The sequence below is a fragment of the Citrobacter sp. Cpo032 genome (assembly GCF_030332975.1).
GTDB lineage: Bacteria > Pseudomonadota > Gammaproteobacteria > Enterobacterales > Enterobacteriaceae > Citrobacter > Citrobacter portucalensis.
The window spans coordinates 87,518-103,800 of the sequence record NZ_JAOWGU010000036.1; the positions used below are offsets into that span (position 1 = coordinate 87,518).

General features: G+C 52.9%; 26 protein-coding genes. 19 read left to right on the forward strand and 7 right to left on the reverse strand.

Translation table 11 applies throughout. The features are described 5' to 3' along the window. Nucleotides 1-219 precede the first annotated feature (219 nt). The 3 genes from OGY33_RS06620 to OGY33_RS06630 are packed head-to-tail and all read left to right on the forward strand — an operon-like array spanning nucleotide 220 to nucleotide 1,548. Nucleotides 220-498, forward strand: a complete 279-nt coding sequence (locus OGY33_RS06620) for a phage holin (RefSeq protein ID WP_001568784.1) — start codon at nucleotides 220-222, stop codon at nucleotides 496-498. Continuing rightward, complete coding sequence (locus tag OGY33_RS06625) at nucleotides 470-1,018, forward strand: lysozyme (protein ID WP_016156696.1); 549 nt, start codon at nucleotides 470-472, stop codon at nucleotides 1,016-1,018. The genes OGY33_RS06620 and OGY33_RS06625 overlap by 29 nt, the downstream gene beginning before the upstream one ends. Next, a complete protein-coding gene (locus OGY33_RS06630) occupies nucleotides 1,015-1,548 on the forward strand; it encodes a DUF2514 domain-containing protein (RefSeq protein WP_191238445.1) in 534 nt (177 codons plus the stop codon). Before OGY33_RS06625 ends, OGY33_RS06630 begins: the two co-directional genes overlap by 4 nt. A gap of 3 nt (nucleotides 1,549-1,551) precedes the next feature. On the opposite strand, the gene OGY33_RS06635 is transcribed toward OGY33_RS06630, so the two are convergent. Further along, nucleotides 1,552-1,767: a KTSC domain-containing protein gene (locus OGY33_RS06635; RefSeq protein ID WP_071891841.1), complete on the reverse strand. Its 216-nt coding sequence runs from the start codon at nucleotides 1,765-1,767 to the stop codon at nucleotides 1,552-1,554. Between OGY33_RS06635 and OGY33_RS06640 the strand changes: the two genes are divergently transcribed. Continuing rightward, a complete protein-coding gene (locus OGY33_RS06640; RefSeq protein WP_191238446.1) occupies nucleotides 1,746-1,916 on the forward strand; it encodes a hypothetical protein in 171 nt (56 codons plus the stop codon). The two genes, OGY33_RS06635 and OGY33_RS06640, sit on opposite strands and share 22 nt — an antisense overlap. A 90-nt stretch (nucleotides 1,917-2,006) precedes the next feature. Here OGY33_RS06640 and OGY33_RS06645 read toward each other — a convergent pair whose 3' ends face one another. After that, a complete protein-coding gene (locus tag OGY33_RS06645) occupies nucleotides 2,007-2,393 on the reverse strand; it encodes a hypothetical protein (protein WP_100272350.1) in 387 nt (128 codons plus the stop codon). Nucleotides 2,394-2,469: 76 nt separating this feature from the next. Between OGY33_RS06645 and OGY33_RS06650 the strand changes: the two genes are divergently transcribed. The 10 genes from OGY33_RS06650 (at nucleotide 2,470) to OGY33_RS06695 (ending at nucleotide 11,215) form a co-directional block, all read left to right on the forward strand. Beyond that, nucleotides 2,470-3,111 carry a putative metallopeptidase gene (locus OGY33_RS06650; RefSeq protein WP_172960224.1) on the forward strand — a complete coding sequence of 214 codons (642 nt, stop codon included), beginning with the start codon at nucleotides 2,470-2,472 and terminating at the stop codon, nucleotides 3,109-3,111. A 31-nt stretch (nucleotides 3,112-3,142) separates the two neighbouring features. Next, nucleotides 3,143-3,631, forward strand: coding sequence for a DUF2280 domain-containing protein (locus OGY33_RS06655; protein WP_123924733.1), 489 nt, complete (start codon nucleotides 3,143-3,145; stop codon nucleotides 3,629-3,631). Continuing rightward, a complete protein-coding gene (locus OGY33_RS06660; RefSeq protein WP_191238447.1) occupies nucleotides 3,628-5,199 on the forward strand; it encodes a terminase large subunit domain-containing protein in 1,572 nt (523 codons plus the stop codon). Before OGY33_RS06655 ends, OGY33_RS06660 begins: the two co-directional genes overlap by 4 nt. Nucleotides 5,200-5,203: 4 nt before the next feature. Further along, nucleotides 5,204-6,607 (forward strand): DUF4055 domain-containing protein, encoded by a 1,404-nt coding sequence (locus OGY33_RS06665; protein WP_191238448.1) that lies wholly within the window; start codon nucleotides 5,204-5,206, stop codon nucleotides 6,605-6,607. 1 nt (nucleotide 6,608) lies between these two features. Further along, nucleotides 6,609-7,715, forward strand: coding sequence for a phage minor head protein (locus OGY33_RS06670; RefSeq protein WP_047416707.1), 1,107 nt, complete (start codon nucleotides 6,609-6,611; stop codon nucleotides 7,713-7,715). Between the two features lie 320 nt (nucleotides 7,716-8,035). Next, nucleotides 8,036-8,788: a DUF6651 domain-containing protein gene (locus OGY33_RS06675; RefSeq protein ID WP_016156687.1), complete on the forward strand. Its 753-nt coding sequence runs from the start codon at nucleotides 8,036-8,038 to the stop codon at nucleotides 8,786-8,788. A 17-nt stretch (nucleotides 8,789-8,805) separates the two neighbouring features. Beyond that, nucleotides 8,806-9,945: a major capsid protein gene (locus OGY33_RS06680; RefSeq protein WP_016156686.1), complete on the forward strand. Its 1,140-nt coding sequence runs from the start codon at nucleotides 8,806-8,808 to the stop codon at nucleotides 9,943-9,945. A 39-nt stretch (nucleotides 9,946-9,984) separates the two neighbouring features. Next, nucleotides 9,985-10,302 (forward strand): hypothetical protein, encoded by a 318-nt coding sequence (locus OGY33_RS06685; protein WP_279274685.1) that lies wholly within the window; start codon nucleotides 9,985-9,987, stop codon nucleotides 10,300-10,302. A gap of 2 nt (nucleotides 10,303-10,304) precedes the next feature. After that, nucleotides 10,305-10,787, forward strand: a complete 483-nt coding sequence (locus tag OGY33_RS06690) for a DnaT-like ssDNA-binding protein (protein ID WP_047416523.1) — start codon at nucleotides 10,305-10,307, stop codon at nucleotides 10,785-10,787. 101 nt (nucleotides 10,788-10,888) lie between these two features. Continuing rightward, nucleotides 10,889-11,215 (forward strand): hypothetical protein, encoded by a 327-nt coding sequence (locus OGY33_RS06695; RefSeq protein ID WP_286571334.1) that lies wholly within the window; start codon nucleotides 10,889-10,891, stop codon nucleotides 11,213-11,215. 128 nt (nucleotides 11,216-11,343) lie between these two features. Here OGY33_RS06695 and OGY33_RS06700 read toward each other — a convergent pair whose 3' ends face one another. Continuing rightward, entirely contained in the window at nucleotides 11,344-11,586 is a 243-nt protein-coding gene (locus OGY33_RS06700) for a DinI family protein (protein WP_191238456.1), read from the reverse strand. A gap of 78 nt (nucleotides 11,587-11,664) precedes the next feature. On the opposite strand from OGY33_RS06700, the gene OGY33_RS06705 reads away from it, so the two are divergent. After that, nucleotides 11,665-11,997, forward strand: coding sequence for a hypothetical protein (locus OGY33_RS06705; protein ID WP_003841689.1), 333 nt, complete (start codon nucleotides 11,665-11,667; stop codon nucleotides 11,995-11,997). Between the two features lie 191 nt (nucleotides 11,998-12,188). Then, complete coding sequence (locus tag OGY33_RS06710; protein ID WP_110497733.1) at nucleotides 12,189-12,599, forward strand: hemerythrin domain-containing protein; 411 nt, start codon at nucleotides 12,189-12,191, stop codon at nucleotides 12,597-12,599. Nucleotides 12,600-12,684: 85 nt separating this feature from the next. On the opposite strand, the gene OGY33_RS06715 is transcribed toward OGY33_RS06710, so the two are convergent. After that, nucleotides 12,685-12,924: a DinI family protein gene (locus OGY33_RS06715; RefSeq protein ID WP_126957515.1), complete on the reverse strand. Its 240-nt coding sequence runs from the start codon at nucleotides 12,922-12,924 to the stop codon at nucleotides 12,685-12,687. Nucleotides 12,925-12,999: 75 nt separating this feature from the next. On the opposite strand from OGY33_RS06715, the gene OGY33_RS24555 reads away from it, so the two are divergent. Both OGY33_RS24555 and OGY33_RS06725 read left to right on the forward strand, forming a co-directional pair. Next, the gene (locus OGY33_RS24555) at nucleotides 13,000-13,242 is read left to right on the forward strand and encodes a DNA polymerase V (RefSeq protein ID WP_436537486.1); all 243 of its coding nucleotides are present in this window, start codon (nucleotides 13,000-13,002) and stop codon (nucleotides 13,240-13,242) included. A 2-nt stretch (nucleotides 13,243-13,244) separates the two neighbouring features. After that, on the forward strand, nucleotides 13,245-13,634 hold the full coding sequence (locus OGY33_RS06725) for a HumD family translesion DNA polymerase (protein WP_008323363.1): 390 nt from the start codon (nucleotides 13,245-13,247) through the stop codon (nucleotides 13,632-13,634). Here OGY33_RS06725 and OGY33_RS06730 read toward each other — a convergent pair whose 3' ends face one another. Both OGY33_RS06730 and OGY33_RS06735 read right to left on the reverse strand, forming a co-directional pair. Further along, nucleotides 13,635-14,303 (reverse strand): SOS response-associated peptidase, encoded by a 669-nt coding sequence (locus OGY33_RS06730; protein WP_149335268.1) that lies wholly within the window; start codon nucleotides 14,301-14,303, stop codon nucleotides 13,635-13,637. Nucleotides 14,304-14,454: 151 nt separating this feature from the next. Continuing rightward, the gene (locus OGY33_RS06735; protein WP_003020675.1) at nucleotides 14,455-14,751 is read right to left on the reverse strand and encodes a YciI family protein; all 297 of its coding nucleotides are present in this window, start codon (nucleotides 14,749-14,751) and stop codon (nucleotides 14,455-14,457) included. A 215-nt stretch (nucleotides 14,752-14,966) separates the two neighbouring features. Between OGY33_RS06735 and tonB the strand changes: the two genes are divergently transcribed. Beyond that, complete coding sequence (gene tonB, locus OGY33_RS06740; protein WP_168150127.1) at nucleotides 14,967-15,695, forward strand: TonB system transport protein TonB; 729 nt, start codon at nucleotides 14,967-14,969, stop codon at nucleotides 15,693-15,695. Nucleotides 15,696-15,759: 64 nt separating this feature from the next. On the opposite strand, the gene yciA is transcribed toward tonB, so the two are convergent. Beyond that, on the reverse strand, nucleotides 15,760-16,161 hold the full coding sequence (gene yciA / locus OGY33_RS06745; protein ID WP_008784945.1) for an acyl-CoA thioester hydrolase YciA: 402 nt from the start codon (nucleotides 16,159-16,161) through the stop codon (nucleotides 15,760-15,762). Nucleotides 16,162-16,283 lie beyond the last annotated feature (122 nt).

Consider the following 16,283-nt stretch of genomic DNA (forward strand, 5'->3'; position numbering starts at 1 on the left):
CCCTAAGCGGAGGGGTGAAACTGACAGTAAAAAATGTCAGGGAGTGACATGCAAAGTGCTCACGGGTCATGGTTTGTCAGCCAAAGGCCCACCGGGAGGCACCCGGCATCGCGTTAACACTTCAGTAATGCAAAATTCTCCTTTTCTGGCCCGTTCATTCGAACGGGCTTTTTTATTCCCTTTCTACAAAACGCCATCCGAAAAATCGGAGGTGAGGCTATGACCAGAATGAGCACCATTTACAGCAGACTTTCATATGGAACAGGAACCACGCTGACCGGCTGCGGTGTATCAGCGAAGGCATATGCCGAAACAGCTAAAACAGCAAAAGAGGTGTCCTGGATGTTGGCCGACAGAATTGCAGGGTTAAGCCTGAGCGACTGGGCAATTATTGTCGGTATCGCATGCACTGTTATCACTTGTGCAGTGAACTGGTATTTCCGCTGGAAGGAACGGGAGGATCGTCGCAATGGCTATGCCACAAAAGCTGAGGAATAAGCTGAGCGCAGCGGTCGTTGGTTTGATTCTTGCCGGGGCATCCGCGCCAGTTATTCTCGATCAGTTTCTGGATGAGAAGGAGGGTAATAGCGAGCAGGCGTATCGTGATGGCGGTGGGCTCTGGACTATTTGCCGTGGCGCCACGATGGTTGATGGCAAGCCAGTAGTTCAGGGCATGAAACTGTCTGCTGAGAAATGCGCCCAGGTGAATGCCATTGAACGCGACAAGGCGCTGGCGTGGGTTGACCGAAATATCAAAGTACCACTGACCGAACCACAGAAAGCCGGGATCGCATCTTTCTGCCCCTATAACATCGGCCCCGGAAAATGCTTCCCGTCTACGTTCTATAAGCGCATCAATGCTGGCGACCGTAAAGGAGCCTGTGAAGCGATCCGCTGGTGGATTAAAGACGGCGGCCGCGATTGTCGTCTGACCAAAGGTCAGAAAAATGGTTGCTATGGACAGGTAGAACGACGAGACCAGGAAAGCGCGCTGGCGTGCTGGGGGATAGAACAGTGAACCTGCGCTATCAGTTCATTGCTATTTCTCTGCTGGTGGCTGTCGCATTCATCGCGGGTAGTGTATGGAGCAGCCGTGGTTGGGAAAAGAAGTGGGCAGAGCGTGACAGTGTGGAATCATCGCAAACAGCGAACGCCCAGACCGCCGCCCGCATGATTGAACAAGGGCGAATTGTTGCCCGTGATGAGGCCGTCAAAGATGCACAAGCACAAGCCGCAAAATCTGCTGCCACTGCTGCTGGTATGTCTGCCACTGTTAGCCAGTTGCAGCAACAAGCCAAAAAACTCGCTACCAGCCTGGACGCCGCAAAGCACACCGCAGATCTTGCCGCTACCGTCAGAAGCAAAACAACCAGCGCCGGCGCCGGAATGCTCGCCGACATGCTCGGACGCCTTGCAGAAGAAGCTCGATATTATGCTGGAAGAGCTGACGAAAGCTACAACGCCGGGATGACGTGTGAGCGGATTTACGACTCGGTGAGAGAGTCGAATAACAGGAAGTGGCAAAAAGCGGGGACGAATCCCCGCTAGCTGTTAGCCAACTTTGCGATAAGGGTAGCCAGCTTTTTTAATGTGGGCATCAAAATACTGACCTTTTGACGGTGCATTCATTAACGCTGTGTGCACGGCAGAAGGAACCCGAGAGTATTGATAAATGCCACTACTATGGAATGCAATTTCCAGCGTTGAAGTGGCCTGGTCATAACCTACTGATTGGAGATTTGAAGATGAAACAGGTTGACGAATCAAAGCAGTTTCCTCGTTTGAATGGGAAAAGTCCCGAGGAAATCGTAGAGCTATTCAAAGGGTATAACTTTGTCGACGATCATGGTCATCGACTGGATATGTGCCAGGACTTCAAAGATTTAGCTGAGCTTGCCAGTAAGGCGCAGGCCTGACCGCATTACAGAAGCTCTTCACTGAGGGGCTTCGATAATGTAATGCTGCGTTTGTTGAGTTGAGGCCCCACTAGAGATGGGGCCAATAAGTTACGCTCGAGGTAAAACTTTGAAGGTGAAGGTTTGCCCAGCTCCGCCGATGATCATTGCACAATGTATGATTGTTGTGTCTCGCGTGGCATTTTTGTCTTCGAGAATATTTCGAAATAACGTACGCACTAGTTTCTTTGAAAATGCCTCCTTGGCGCTGTCAGACTCCTCATCTTCACCGTAAATCCATATCTGCCCGGATATTGCAGTTTCGACGTTTTTAAGTTTTTCCCACCCATCTATGGCGAAAGCAATAGTTTCATTAGTGGACTTAACAGCCTCGAGCGTCAACGTCCCAATGCTATCTCTAACAGCTTTAGCGGTGGACTCATAACTTGAATTGCCGACATTCTCAACTGAATAGGTTAACAAAAAGTAGTGATACATAAACATCCCCAGAAATTGAATTAGATGTTTATTTGGGGGTGTATCCCTTTAAATCAATAAGGTGAGGTTGTTAATTGTGACGGAGGAAGCAAAAAAAACGAGGCCATATCCGCCAGTAAACTTCATCGCCTCCGACAACTGGCAGCCATACACCATGCTAATCCCCGCTAACGAAGTGCATGAGTGGATAAGCCGGCAAATCCTCAGTGATGACGGAAGCATCCATAACCCTGACCACGCCCATTTAATGGAAGCTGATTTGTGCTTTATGTGGGCTTCAGAATCATTCGCGAAAAAAGGGCGATATGTTCTCGGTCAGGCCGAACAGGTAATGCTCCGTTCCGGTGGTTGGCAAAAAGCAAGAATGGAGCAGCAGATGTATGAATGGTTTGGGCGTATTCCGAAGTTCATCATCACGCTGGCAGCAGATTACTGCTCACAATGCAGTGACCTTGAATTCTGCGCGCTGGTTGAGCATGAGCTTTACCACATCGCCCAGGCCACCGATGATTTCGGCGCGCCTAAGTTCAACAAAGAGACCGGGCAGCCAGTACTTACACTACGTGGCCACGACGTCGAAGAATTCACTGGAGTCGTACGTCGATACGGTGCCAGCAAAGAAGTACAGGAGTTCGTTGATGCGGCCAATGCGCCGGCAGAAGTGGCTCACATCGATATAGCCAGGTCATGCGGGACGTGCATGCTGAAGTTGGCTTAACTTTTGGATTGTTCTGGACGAATGGTGATTTATGGCTGCGTTAAAACCGGAAGTGAAAGCCTTCATCATTCAACAGCTTGCGTGTTTTGACACTCCATCGATTGTGGTCGATGCCGTCCAGAAAGAATTCGGCATAAAGATCACCCCGCAGCAAGTTGAGACGCACGATCCTACGAAGGTTAGCGGTCGTGGCTTGGCGAAAAAATGGGTGGCGCTATTCAATGCGACAAGGACTCGCTTTCAAACCGAAATAGCCGAAATCCCTATCGCGAACAAAGCATATCGCCTGCGTGTTCTTGATCGCATGGCTACGAGAGCAGAAGGGATGAAAAACATGGCGCTCACTGCCGCGCTTATGGAGCAGGCAGCGAAGGAAGTTGGTGACGTTTACACCAATAGGCAGAAGGTGGAGCAAAATGTCATCGCCACACATAACGTAATGCCGGTTCCGTCATGCGACAACGTGGATGACTGGGAAAAAGCGGCGCAGAAACAGCAAGGCGAGGTATTGGGTGGATGAATTACAAAGCCGTCTGGAAACCATTGCCGGGGTCGCAGTCGCTTTCCCTGAGTTGCCCGTGTAACGAGATTCTCTATGAAGGAACTCGTGGGCCCGGTAAAACCGCTGCGCAGCTGGCTCGCTTTCGTCGTCTGGTTGGCCTTGGATATGGTTCGTTCTGGCGAGGTGTGATATTCGATACCGAGTATAAAAACCTCACCGACATCATTACCCAGTCAAAGCGTATGTATCGCCTATTTCACGACGGCGCACGCTATCTGGCATCGGCCAGTGAATTACGTTGGGTATGGCCGACTGGCGAAGAGCTGCTGTTCCGCTTTGGGAAAGAAGAGTGTGACTACTGGGACTATCACGGTCAGGAGTTCCCCTTCATCGGCTTCAACGAACTGACCAAGCAGCAGTCGGCTGAGTTCTACGAGATGATGTTCTCCTGCAGACGCTCATCGTTCCGGCCGGAGAACTATCCGCTGGATGATGGCTCGTTGCTTAAGCCAATCCCCCTGGAGACGTTCAGCACGACCAACCCGTTTGGCATCGGCCATACTTGGGTTAAGAAGCGCTTCATTGAGCCAGCACCACGCGGCACTATCATTCGCGAAACGCAAAAGGTCTTTAACCCGCAGACCGAACGAGAAGAGGACGTGACGCTTACCCGCGTTGCGATTCACGGCTCGTTCAAAGAGAACCCGTATCTCGATCCCCAGTACATCGCAACGCTGATGGCCATCAAAGACCCTAATCGGCGCAAAGCGTGGGTTGAGGGCTCGTGGGACGTCACCAGCGGCGGACGCTTTGACCACCTGTGGAATGCCTCGCTGCACGTTATTAAGCCGTTCCGCATCCCGGATAGCTGGACGGTCGACCGCTCCCATGACTGGGGTGAGTCGAAGCCGTTTTCTAATCTCTGGTGGGCGCGTGCCGACGGTACCGCCGCAAAGTTGCCCGACGGTCGCCAGTTCTGCCCGCCTGCCGGGTCGCTGATCCTGATTGGAGAATGGTACGGCTGCCCGCCTGATGAGCTCAACAAAGGCCTGAACATGTCATCCACTAACGTCGCCAAAGGCGTGGCGTGGGTTGATAAGCGTCTGGTGGGCGAGGAACTGACTGAACCCGAAGAAATAAAGCTAAACGGTGTTACACAGGGGCAGCTGAATATTATGCCTGACATCTGTAAGAAGATTGTTCCCGGCCCGGCTGACGGGGCAATCTACAACACTGGCGATGACGAACTCTCCATTGCTCAGAAGATGGAATCGCAGGGCGTTAAGTGGGTTCCATCCAACAAGAAACCGGGATCGCGCGTGAACGGCGCGGCCCTTTTTGCTGACATGCTTGAGGCCGTCATTGAAGGTAAGAAGCTGGAATCAGGCATGCCTGAGAAGCCAGCATTCTACGTATTCGACTACTGCAGGGGCTGGATAAGCCGCGTACCGGTTCTCGTTCGAGACAGTAAGAATCCTGATGATGTAGACACCCAGCAGGAAGATCACGACTGGGACGGCACGCGATACGCCGTCCTGCATTCACCGCCGAAGAAAGTCGGCAAAGTCACCAGCCTGAGGCTCTAACCCCATGCCTGATATTTCAACACCCAATCTGGACTATGGGAACATGGTCGAGGCGTGGGATATCAACGATGCCCTGATGGGCGGCACGCTCTATATGCGACAGCTTGGCGAGCAATATCTGCCGCGCTGGCCAAAAGAGGACAAAGAGGATTACAAAAAGCGCCTGGCTGTGGCCACGCTTCTTCCTGCCTACGAAGAGACCATCAACCAGAACGTTGGCCGCGTATTCGCTGAGCCGATCCAACTGGGCGAGAACGTCCCGGATGCGCTGCGCGAATTTGCGAGGAACGTGGATCTTGAAGGCAGTCGCCTCGATGTATGGGCACAGGCGTTCTTCAGCTTGGCGATGCAGTACGGTCTGTCCCACGCGCTGGTGGACTACCCCCGGGTCGATGCCGAGCAGGTAAAGACCAAGGCTGATGAAAAGGCCACCGGAGCGCGTCCCTATGTGACGATGCTGAATCCCCGCCAGGTGATCGGCTGGAAGTCGACGATGACCGGCGGCAAGGTGCAGCTCACTGCGTTGCGCATCAAAGAGGTGGTGGTCGAAGATGGTGACGACTTTGGGCAGACCAAGGTTGAGCAGATTCGACTGCTGACGCCCGGGAAGGTGCAGATTTACCGCAAGGCCACTGGTGCCGATGGTCAGGTGAACTGGGCGCTGCATGAAGAGTGGCAGACCTCCCGCCGAGATATCACCCTGGTCACGCTCTACACCAAACGTACCGGGTTTATGTGTGGTTCACCGCCGCTGCTCAACATGGCGCTGCTGAACGTTAAGCACTGGCAGAGCCAGAGCGAGCAGGACAACATTCTGCATGTCGCACGGGTGCCTCTGCTGACGGTATTTGGCCTTGGGGATGGTGAGGAGTTGGTTATCGGCTCTTCCTCTGCAACTCAGTTCTCCGACAGGCAGAAACAAGGGCTCGAATACGTCGAGCATACTGGCTCATCCATTGGTGCTGGCAAAGATTCGCTGACTGACCTGGTGGAACAGATGCGCCAGGCGGGCGCGAAGCTGCTGCGCACTGACAACACCTCGACCAAGTCTGTTGACCAGACATCGGAAGAGAAGATGCAGGAGCAGTCGCCGCTCTACACCATGGCAACCAGCCTCGAGGATGCAATCGACAACATCCTGCAAATTATGGCTGAGTACATCGGTGAGAAGGATGGCGGCAGCGTCGATGTCCGCACTGAACTGGATGTCGAATCGAAGGAGTTCAACCCGCCGGCGGCGCTGGCTATTCAGTCGTTGCGCCAGGGTGGTGACCTCCGCCGTGTCGACGCGATTAAGGCGCTGCAGAAGCTCAACCTGATTGACGCTGACGCAGATCCCGATGTGGTGCTGAGCGAACTGCTGGCTGAATCGGCCACGCTGAGCGAACCGCCGACTGGCGAGGTGTGATATGGCCCGGTCCGTTAACGACCGTCTGCAGGACGAGACGATAGCGCACGGCCTATATGTGAATCGCTACGGTACCGGCGTCGCCCGGCGGATGGTGGCTCTACTCAACAAGCTGGATGCTGACCTGGCCGCCAGACTGCTGGTGCTGCTGGACGGCAAGCGTGCTGATACCTACAGCGCCCGTCGCCTGGCATCGCTGCTGGCTGGTGCGCGTGACCTCAACCAACAGGCATATGAACCGGTTAATTCCGCGCTGGCGCGCGAACTGACGCGTTACGTTGAGTATGAGGCGGGGTATCAACTGGACCTCTTCAGCAGCATTATTCCGAAGCAGATTCTCCAGCACGTTCCGCTCCAGAGTATCGCACCAGAGCAGGTTTACGCTGCTGCCGTGGCGCAGCCATTCCAGGGACGATTGCTCAAGGAGTGGGGGCAGAAACTCGAATCGGATCGACTGGACAAAATCACTAACGCTGTGCGCTCCGGTTTCCTCCAGGGTGAAACGGTAGAGCAGATTGTCAGACGCATTGCTGGTACGCCACAGCGTAATCGCGAGGACGGGGTGATCAACACATCCCGGCGCGACCTGGCCGTAGTCACGCGCACGGCGGTGAACCATATGGCTGCTTCAGCGCGTCAGGAGTTCGCCCAGGCCAACAGCGATATCGTGAAGGCCAAACAGTGGTCTTCGACTCTGGACACCCACACCAGCCAGTGGTGCATCATCCGCGACCGTAAACTCTACACACTCGATGGCAAGCCGCTGGGCCATGCAATTCCGTATCTGCGCGGACCCGGCAAAATCCACTTTTGCTGTCGCTCCTGTGAAATCCTGATCACTAAATCGTGGGAGGAAATGCAAATAGCATCAGGCGAGCTGAGCAGCGTCACGCGAGCCTCAATGGACGGACAGGTGCCAGCTCATACCAGCTATGCCGAGTGGCTTGCGAGGCAGCCTTACGCGCGGCAGGAGCAGGTGCTGGGCGTTACTCGCGCGCAGATGCTGCGTGACGGCAAAATCACCGTACCGGAGATGTTCAACGATGCCGGGGAGTACCTGACCCTGGACGAACTGCGCCGCGTGGATGCGTCGGCATTTGAGGGATAGGGTATGCGTAATGATGATTTTCACTGCGTGGGCGATGGCCGTGGCAGACGAAGGGTGTTTGTAAATGGTAATGAGGTAAAGAGCTGCGTTTGGGCGGACGTTAAGCGAGGTGTCGCTTGCATTCATCCACACCCGCTGCGGATCAATAAACGAAAGCGGAGTGAGGTTTACTCCCGCAAGCTACGCGGCGAAATTACAATCGAATTTATCTAACAGGCTGCCTCCGGGCAGCTTTTTTTATGCCTGCCGCTGAGCGGATGCGACGCGGTGCTCGGGTCGGATGACCCATTACGTATGGCCGGAAGGCTGGAGCAAAAACAATGAAACTGAAACTTGATGCTAACGGAAATGTGGTCGTTGAAAACGGTATGCCTGTGTACATCCATGATGACGGCAAAGAAATCCCGTTCGATGCGGTCGCAGCGATGACCAAAATCACCTCTCTGAATGGCGAGGCGAAAACTCACCGTGAAGCGAAGGAAGTGGCGGAAGCCAATCTCGCGAAATTCTCTGGCATCACCGACCCGGCCAAGGCGCTCGAGGCCCTGGAAATGATGACCAAAATCGACCAGAAAAAACTGATTGATGCTGGTGCCGTTGACCAGGTAAAGGCGGAGATCACCAAAGTTTTCCAGCAGCAGCTGGACGAGGCGAACGGTAAGACCAAACAGCTGGAAACTCAACTCTACGACGAGATGATCGGCGGCCGTTTCGGTGGCTCTAAGTTCATCTCCGAGAAGATGGCGATCCCGACGGAGTTCGTGCGTTCCTACTTCGGTCAGAACTTCAAAATCGAAGAAGGGAAGGTTGTCGCCTACGACGGCCAGGGCAATAAGGTGTTCTCTCGCACCAAGCCCGGCGAGTTAGCCAGCTTTGATGAGGCCCTGGAGTCTCTGGTCGAGTCGCATCCGCAGAAAGATTACATCCTCAAAGCGTCCGGTAACAGCGGCGGCGGCTCTCACCAGTCGCAGCACCAGGCCGGGCAAAAAACCATGAAACGCGGTGCGTTTGATTCCCTGGATAACGCTGGCAAGCAAGCAGCGCTGAAAGACGGCGTCAGCATCGTCGATTAAATCGAAAGGAGCCATAAATGGCAGGCAATACCCTTACTGGTCTGATCCCGACCATCTATACCGCGCTGGACGTAGTGTCCCGCGAGCAAACTGGTTTTATTCCTGCGGTGGCGCGTGACGCGAAAGCGGATGCTGCTGCAAAAGACCAGACCGTACGTGCGCCAGTCGCACCTGCAGCCACCACTGAAGATATTGTCCCTGGTCCGTCAGCACCTAATTCTGGCGACCAGACCATCGGTGGTGTGGATGTCAAAATCACCAAATCCAAGATGGCCCCGGTCAAATGGAATGGTGAAGAGCAATTGGCTTTGGGCCCGGCTGGCACCTACAACACCATCCTGGCTGACCAGTTCAAGCAGGCTTTCCGAGCGCTGGCGAACGAAGTGGATGCAGACCTCGCTGCGCTGTACCTCAACTCCTCCCGCGCTGTTGGCGCGCCGAAGAATACCCCGTTCAGCATCAAAGACGATCTGACTGATGCTGCGTTGGCGCGTCAAATCCTGACCGATAACGGTGCGCCGACTACCGATTTGCGTATGGTGCTTGGTGGCGAAGCGATGGCATCCATCCGTGGTAAACAGGCTGTCCTCTTCAAAGCGAACGAAGCGGGAACCGACCAGCTGCTGCGTGAAGGTGTTATCGGTCGCATCATGGGATTCAACCTCCACGAATCCTTCAGCATCAAGCGTACCGCGAAAAGCGCTGCTGCTGGCTATAAGGTCAATGGCGCGAAGAAAGAGGGCGATATCATCATCGCTATCTCTGCCGGTACCGGCGGTATCGCTGCAGGTACTGCGGTGAAGTTCGCCGGTGATGACAATCAGTATCTGGTCGTTGCGGCTACGTCTTCCACTATCACTATTAGCGCGCCGGGCCTCCGTCAGGATCTGGCAGATCAGGCTGATGTCACCGTGTTGAGCGAATTCGTACCGAACATGGCGTTTGACCGCGGGGCATTCCTGCTGGCCAGCCGTACCCCGGCGATGCCTGAAGGTGGCGATACTGCTGATGACGTCATGAATGTGACCGACCCGGTATCTGGCATCACTTTCCAGGTGGCGCTGTACCGCCAGTACCGTCAGGTGCGTTATGAAGTGGGGCTGGCATGGGGTGTGGCTGCTGTGGCGCCACGTCATTCCGCCATCATCATGGGTTAACCCAGGGGGCTTCGGCCCCTTTGTTTTTCAGGAGGCCCAATGGCCGGATTAACCAAAGAGCAGCGCTCTCAGCGTGAAGCGGAAAAGCTTGCAGCTCAGCAGGCCGCTGATAAAAATCCTGCCCAGCAGGAACAGCAGCAGGAACAGCAGCAGGAACAGCAGCAGGAACAGCAGCAGGAACAGCAGCAGGAACAGCAGCAGGAACAGCAGCAGGAACAGCAGCAGGAACAGCAGGGTATTGAGCTGGTGGTCATGGTACGTGACTCCCCAGAATTCCCTGGCGGCCCGCTGCGCGCAGATGTTCATCCTGATGAAGTGGATAACTGGCTGGCGCTGGACTGGCGTCTGGAGGAATAAACATGCTGGTTGCCGATCCCCACTCTCCAGACTTCAACAGCTACGCCAGCGTGTCAGACCTGCGGGCATTTGCCGCCGGGCGCGGATATAGCATTCCTGCAGATGATGATGAGTGCGGCCAGATGCTGATGCAGGCAATGGACTTTCTGGAAGGGAAGGCCTGGCGCGGTCAGCGTTCCAGCGCATCACAGCCTCTATCCTGGCCGCGTTCCGGCGTGCGCTTCGATGGTGTTGACCTGCCGAATGATGCTATTCCACAGCGTCTGATTGATGCTCAATGTCGCCTGGCTATCGAATCGCAGGAGATTGACCTCACCCCGTCGGTCGCTGGCGGTGGGGCGGTGACGATGGAGCGCGTTGAGGGTGCGGTAACAGTCCAGTATGAGCCGGGAACGAATAAAGCTTCTCCGTCATTCCCATGGTTCTATTCCGCACTGCGCGGGCTTGTAGTGGGCGGCAACCAGGTCCGGGTCGAAAGGGGGTAGCATGGCAATCGACTATCGCCGCATGCGCGCTACGGCAACGCGGCTCCTGACGGAGAACGGCAAAGCCTACCAACTGACTCGCGGAGGAACTACTACCGACGATGTTTAAGTATAAGGGATCGGATACGCAGCGCTTTGGCCTTATTGCCCAGGATCTGACTAAAGTGGATCCGCAGTACGTAAAGATAGTGCCTGGTGGACCTGTTTTTGAGGACGTTATTGGGGGGGATGAGTCCGGTAACGAATATGTTGACCATCAAATTGAGGTTGGTCTCAAAGACGATACCCTTGCCCTTGATAACAATGTCATTATGGCCGATATGGCCTGCGCTTTGGTTTATATGGGCAGAGCTATGAAGGAACAAATGTCAGAGCTCAATTCTCTGAAGAATGTCATTGAGACGCTGAAAGGTAGCCAGCAAAATTGATGGTTGCCGCAACCACGCCGTATGCAAGAACATGATTGCGGCCGACTGGCGAACGTTCGATAGTGCGAGTATTGAATGATTGCCAGTCACGGCGGATTGTACTTAAGCAATATGACGGTTCAAGGTGTTTAATCTGAAACCAGCCACATATCAGCCTCTTCAAACATTTCCTGAACAGTACGGCTTATCTGTTCTTTCTCATGCTTGCTGGCGTCAGTGTTGATCGCCGGCAGTGTCATCATCGGCTTAACCCGAATATCAGCATCGGGGAAGATCCGGTGAACCCTCTTAGTTAACTCGCCCAGAATGATATCTTTTGCACCGGGCAGACCATCAAAATTCCTTTTGTCATAAACGAGTTCCACGAACATTGCTCATTGCTCCTTTACTGGATGGGTATACAGTATTTATACTGTGTTTTTATCCAGCATTCAAGAGAGGGCGTAAACATGGGCTTTCCTTCACCAGCTACCGACTATATAGAGCAGCGGGTTACGCCAGCCAGTGTCTGCATGACTCCCGACAGTCGCATCCTCGAGACGTCGGCGGGTTATGCGATCATCGTCCCGGTCACGCGCCCACAGCAGGGTGATGCGCTGTTGATTCTGTCCGGAGGTCGGACGCAGTTTGCGAAGCTTAGGGGGAAAGCGTTAATCACGGATGACGGCGAAGCGATCGAAGGTGATGCAGCTGAAGAGGCTGAGGTTATGAGGCGGGTGACGCACTTTATCAACAGCACTGATGCTGCGATATCTCTTGAGGCGGCATTGGCGCAGTTTTGAGACATATGTACGATAGAAAAATTCCGAAGATTGGCAATAGATCTCTTTATATTTGCATTCAAATTTTGTTTATTATGTATTTACATAACGTAAATTTATAAAATTTAATAAAAACAACTCAGATTGCTTATTTTTAAAGATGCATTTAATATATATGTTATAAATTGCAAAGCTCATTAAGGGATTCCCCAGTGAATATTGATAAAATGAAGATCCAGCATGCCGAGATTATCCATAAAATTAGCCGCCTCAGGGAGCTTAGCCGGGCGGGTGTGACGGCTCATGCGCAAGAAATCGCTCAAACCGTTATCAGTATGAGTTCTGTGATTAAAGTACACCTTTCTGCCGAAGATCAGTTTTTATATCCTTATCTGGAAAAGGTGAACGATCAAAAGCTAAAAACAATGAGCGCAAATTTTCAGCGCGAGATGGCTGATATTGTTGCCGAGTATGAAAAGTTTTCCCGTCGCTGGAATACGGCAAATAAGCTTATCAATTGTGACGAGGCATTTCGCCGCGACGCGAATGTAGTGTTGCGCAAGGTGCATGAACGAATGCAGCGCGAGGATCATAATTTTTATCCGCTGGTAGAGCAGCTTTAAAAAAGGGCGGCAATGGTTCATCCAATACGGGAATTTGGTTTCCCGTATCCAGAAAGGTATGAAAAGGACTTGGTAAAAGCTGGCACTACTCCGAAACTAACCACATATCGGATTCTTCAAACATATCCTCCAGCATGCGGTTCAGCTTTTCCCGATCGCTTTTGCTAGCATCGCTATTCAAGCCGTTCGCCTGCATCGGCTTCACCCTCACTTCGGCGTCAGGGAAAATCTGGTGCACTCGCCTCGTCAACTCAGCCAGGATGATCTCTCTGGCCCCCGCCAACCCTTCAACATTACGCTTGTCATAAACGAGTTCCACGAACATTGCTCATTGCCTCTTTACTGGATGGATATACAGTATTTATACTGTGTTTTTATCCGGTATTCAAGAGAGGGCGTAATGATGCCACGACGCAGCGATATTGAAATAGCCTGGTATGCTTCGATAAATCAGGAACCAAATGGCCGGAAGACCGTCACCACTCAGCGGTTTGTCCAGGAACTGAGTAAGGTTAACTGGAACTGGACGATGAAGCAGGCCAACGAATGGATCGAGTGGTATGTGACAACATTCCGCGATATATCAACGCAGGAAGGCGAGAACCGTACCTTCCAGCTGTTCAATCCAAACGGAGGACTCTAGCCATGGGCTTTCCTTCACCTGCGGCAGATTACGTTGAAACAAGGATCTCTCTCGACCAGCAGCTAATCAGTCAGCCCGCAGCGACGTATTTCATGCGGGCATCGCGTTCACATTTCAGGGAAGGGATAATCCAGGGGGCGCTGCTTGTTGTTGATGCCTCACTTTCTCCCTGTGATGGCTCGCTGCTGATATGCGCGATAGACGGAGAATTCAGGATCAAGCGATATCGGACTCATCCTCAGCCCCACCTGGTTAATCTGGATAACGGGAGAAGGGAGGCACTGCCAGTAGATGATGACGGTTACAGTTCTGCACCCGCTATATTCGGGGTGATCACGTACATCATTAATGATGCCAGGAACGCGGAATTTGATGATTGTCCGGTAATGTAATCATATTGGCTGTATTAGTTCTGCTCCCTGATTTTTCACATTCCCGACGGCACGTGTCACGGCGTGCCATGTAAATTTCTCAGCCGGCACAGAACCATCGGCCGCAATTTCCGCAGCTTCTTTCCCTCCAACGTCCTGCCTCATCCATTCGCGAGCAGCATCTGGTGACAGTACCAGTGGCCGCCTGTCGTGAATATCTACCAGTCCTTTGTCTGCAGCAGCCGTCACTATCAGAAATCCTTCTGCTTCATCTCCACGTTCGAATGGTGTGCTGCCGATCGCCGCCATGAATATCGGCTGGCCATCGGCTCGATGAATGAAGTAGGGCTGCTTTTTGTCGCCTTCCTTTTTCCACTCAAACCAGCCATCAGCAAAGCAAATTGCGCGACCGTGTTGCCACAGAGGCTTAAACATTCTGCTGGTGGCCGCAGTTTCAGAGCGTGCGTTAATTAGTGGTGGTTTATCCCACCACCCTGGGGCGTATCCCCAGATAACAGGATCGAGATGGAGTTTCTCGTCACGTTCGCTCAGAAGCAGAACTCTGGTGCTTGGCGCCACGTTAAAACGCCCGATCGGTTCCGGGTCATATGGAATGTCTCGTTCGACTTCGTCAGCGAGAAGGACGAGATAGTCTTCACGCGTCATCGACTGTGAAAAGCGTCCACACATAGAAACCTCCAGCCATATGTCAGACTGAAAGTATAGGTGGTAACTAAAAGAGAGGGCGCGTAGGTTAATGTGTACCTAAATGCGCCCTTAAATTTGATTTTGGATGAATGCTTGTGTTTATCTATTTGAATTTAAGGTTAATTATTTAAATTCAAAAAACCTTCTTGTAAGGTTTTACTGAAACCTGCGCATATACGCCCGCCGCAACATACGGATCGGCTTCTGCCCAAGCCTGTGCCGCCTCCAAAGATTCAAATTCGGCAATCACCGTCGAGCCGGTAAAACCCGCCGCACCGGGATCGTTACTGTCGACCGCTGGCATAGGGCCCGCCGTGAGCAAACGACCTTCGTCATGAAGGAGTTGCAGGCGAGCCAGATGAGCAGGGCGCACGGAAAGACGTTTTTCGAGAGAGTCTGCGATATCTTGAGCGTAAATAACATACAGCACGGGTAGAACTCCTTGAACGGTAAAAGTCGTTAATAACGTTATTGGAAAGGCCTAACAACTGCAACGGAAAGATAACTGATATGTTAAGGCCATACTCTGAAAGTGGTTTTTTATCATAAAATCGCGTTTTAAATGTCAGTTAGCACCACGGGCTTATTGAATATGATTGCTATTTGCATTTAAAATCAGGGCCTGGTTTTTTTACTGAAACGATTATGACTTCAATGACCCTTGATTTACCTCGTCGCTTTCCCTGGCCAACGTTACTGTCTGTCGGCATTCATGGTGCCGTAGTGGCTGGTTTGCTGTATACCTCGGTACATCAGGTTATTGAACTACCTGCGCCAGCGCAGCCGATCTCTGTCACGATGGTCGCGCCTGCCGATCTCGAACCGCCTCAGGCCGTTCAGCCGCCGCCGGAACCCGTTGTCGAGCCTGAACCGGAACCTGAACCGATTCCAGAGCCACCAAAAGAGGCGCCGGTGGTGATTGAAAAACCGAAGCCCAAGCCTAAACCGAAGCCAAAACCGGTGAAAAAGGTGGAAGAGCAACCGAAACGCGATGTTAAACCAGCAGAACCGCGCCCGGCCTCCCCACTGGAAAATACGGCACCTACGCGCACAATGACCAATACCGCGCCGGCAACTACCAGCAAACCGGTGGTCAGTGCGCCATCGGGTCCACGTGCTTTAAGCCGTAATCAGCCTCAGTATCCGGCGCGAGCTCAGGCGCTGCGCATTGAAGGCCGGGTAAAGGTCAAATTTAACGTAACGCCGGATGGCCGGGTTGAAAATGTGGAAATCCTGTCTGCACAGCCTGCCAATATGTTTGAACGTGAAGTGAAAAACGCGATGCGTAGATGGCGTTATGAAGCTGGTAAACCCGGTTCCGGACTTGTGGTGAATATTGTTTTCAAATTAAACGGCACAACGCAGATCGAGTAAGCATCAGGCCGTCCGGCAATGATCAAGAGTGATGATTGCCGGATAGCAGTACTGACGTGTGCTATCAGACCAACGTGGGAATTGGACGCGGTTTCCCGTCTTTATCAACGGCAACGTAGATAAACAGAGCTTCGGTGGCCTTATAGCGCTGCCCAATAGGTTCAGAAGCGACCTTCTTCACCCAAACTTCAATATTGATGCTGATCGAGGTTGTCCCGCGTTTCACACAGCGCGCATAGCAACACACCACATCACCTACGGCGACCGGGCGCAAAAAGCTCATCCCTTCCACTCGCACCGTTACCACACGACCATGTGCGATCTCTTTGGCCTGAATCGCGCCACCTATATCCATTTGTGACATCAGCCAGCCGCCAAAAATATCACCGTTCGCGTTGGTATCGGCAGGCATGGCCAGAGTGCGTAAAACCAGTTCACCCTGGGGAGTGTTATTCGTTGTTGTCATTGTAGAACCGACTATAGAGAAAGATTACAGGCGCGATGCTACTAGAATTTGTGCGTTGAGAACAGAGGTGATGCGGCGTGCAGAGCAGATGTAAGTCAGGTTGTCAGCTCTTTGGAACGCGA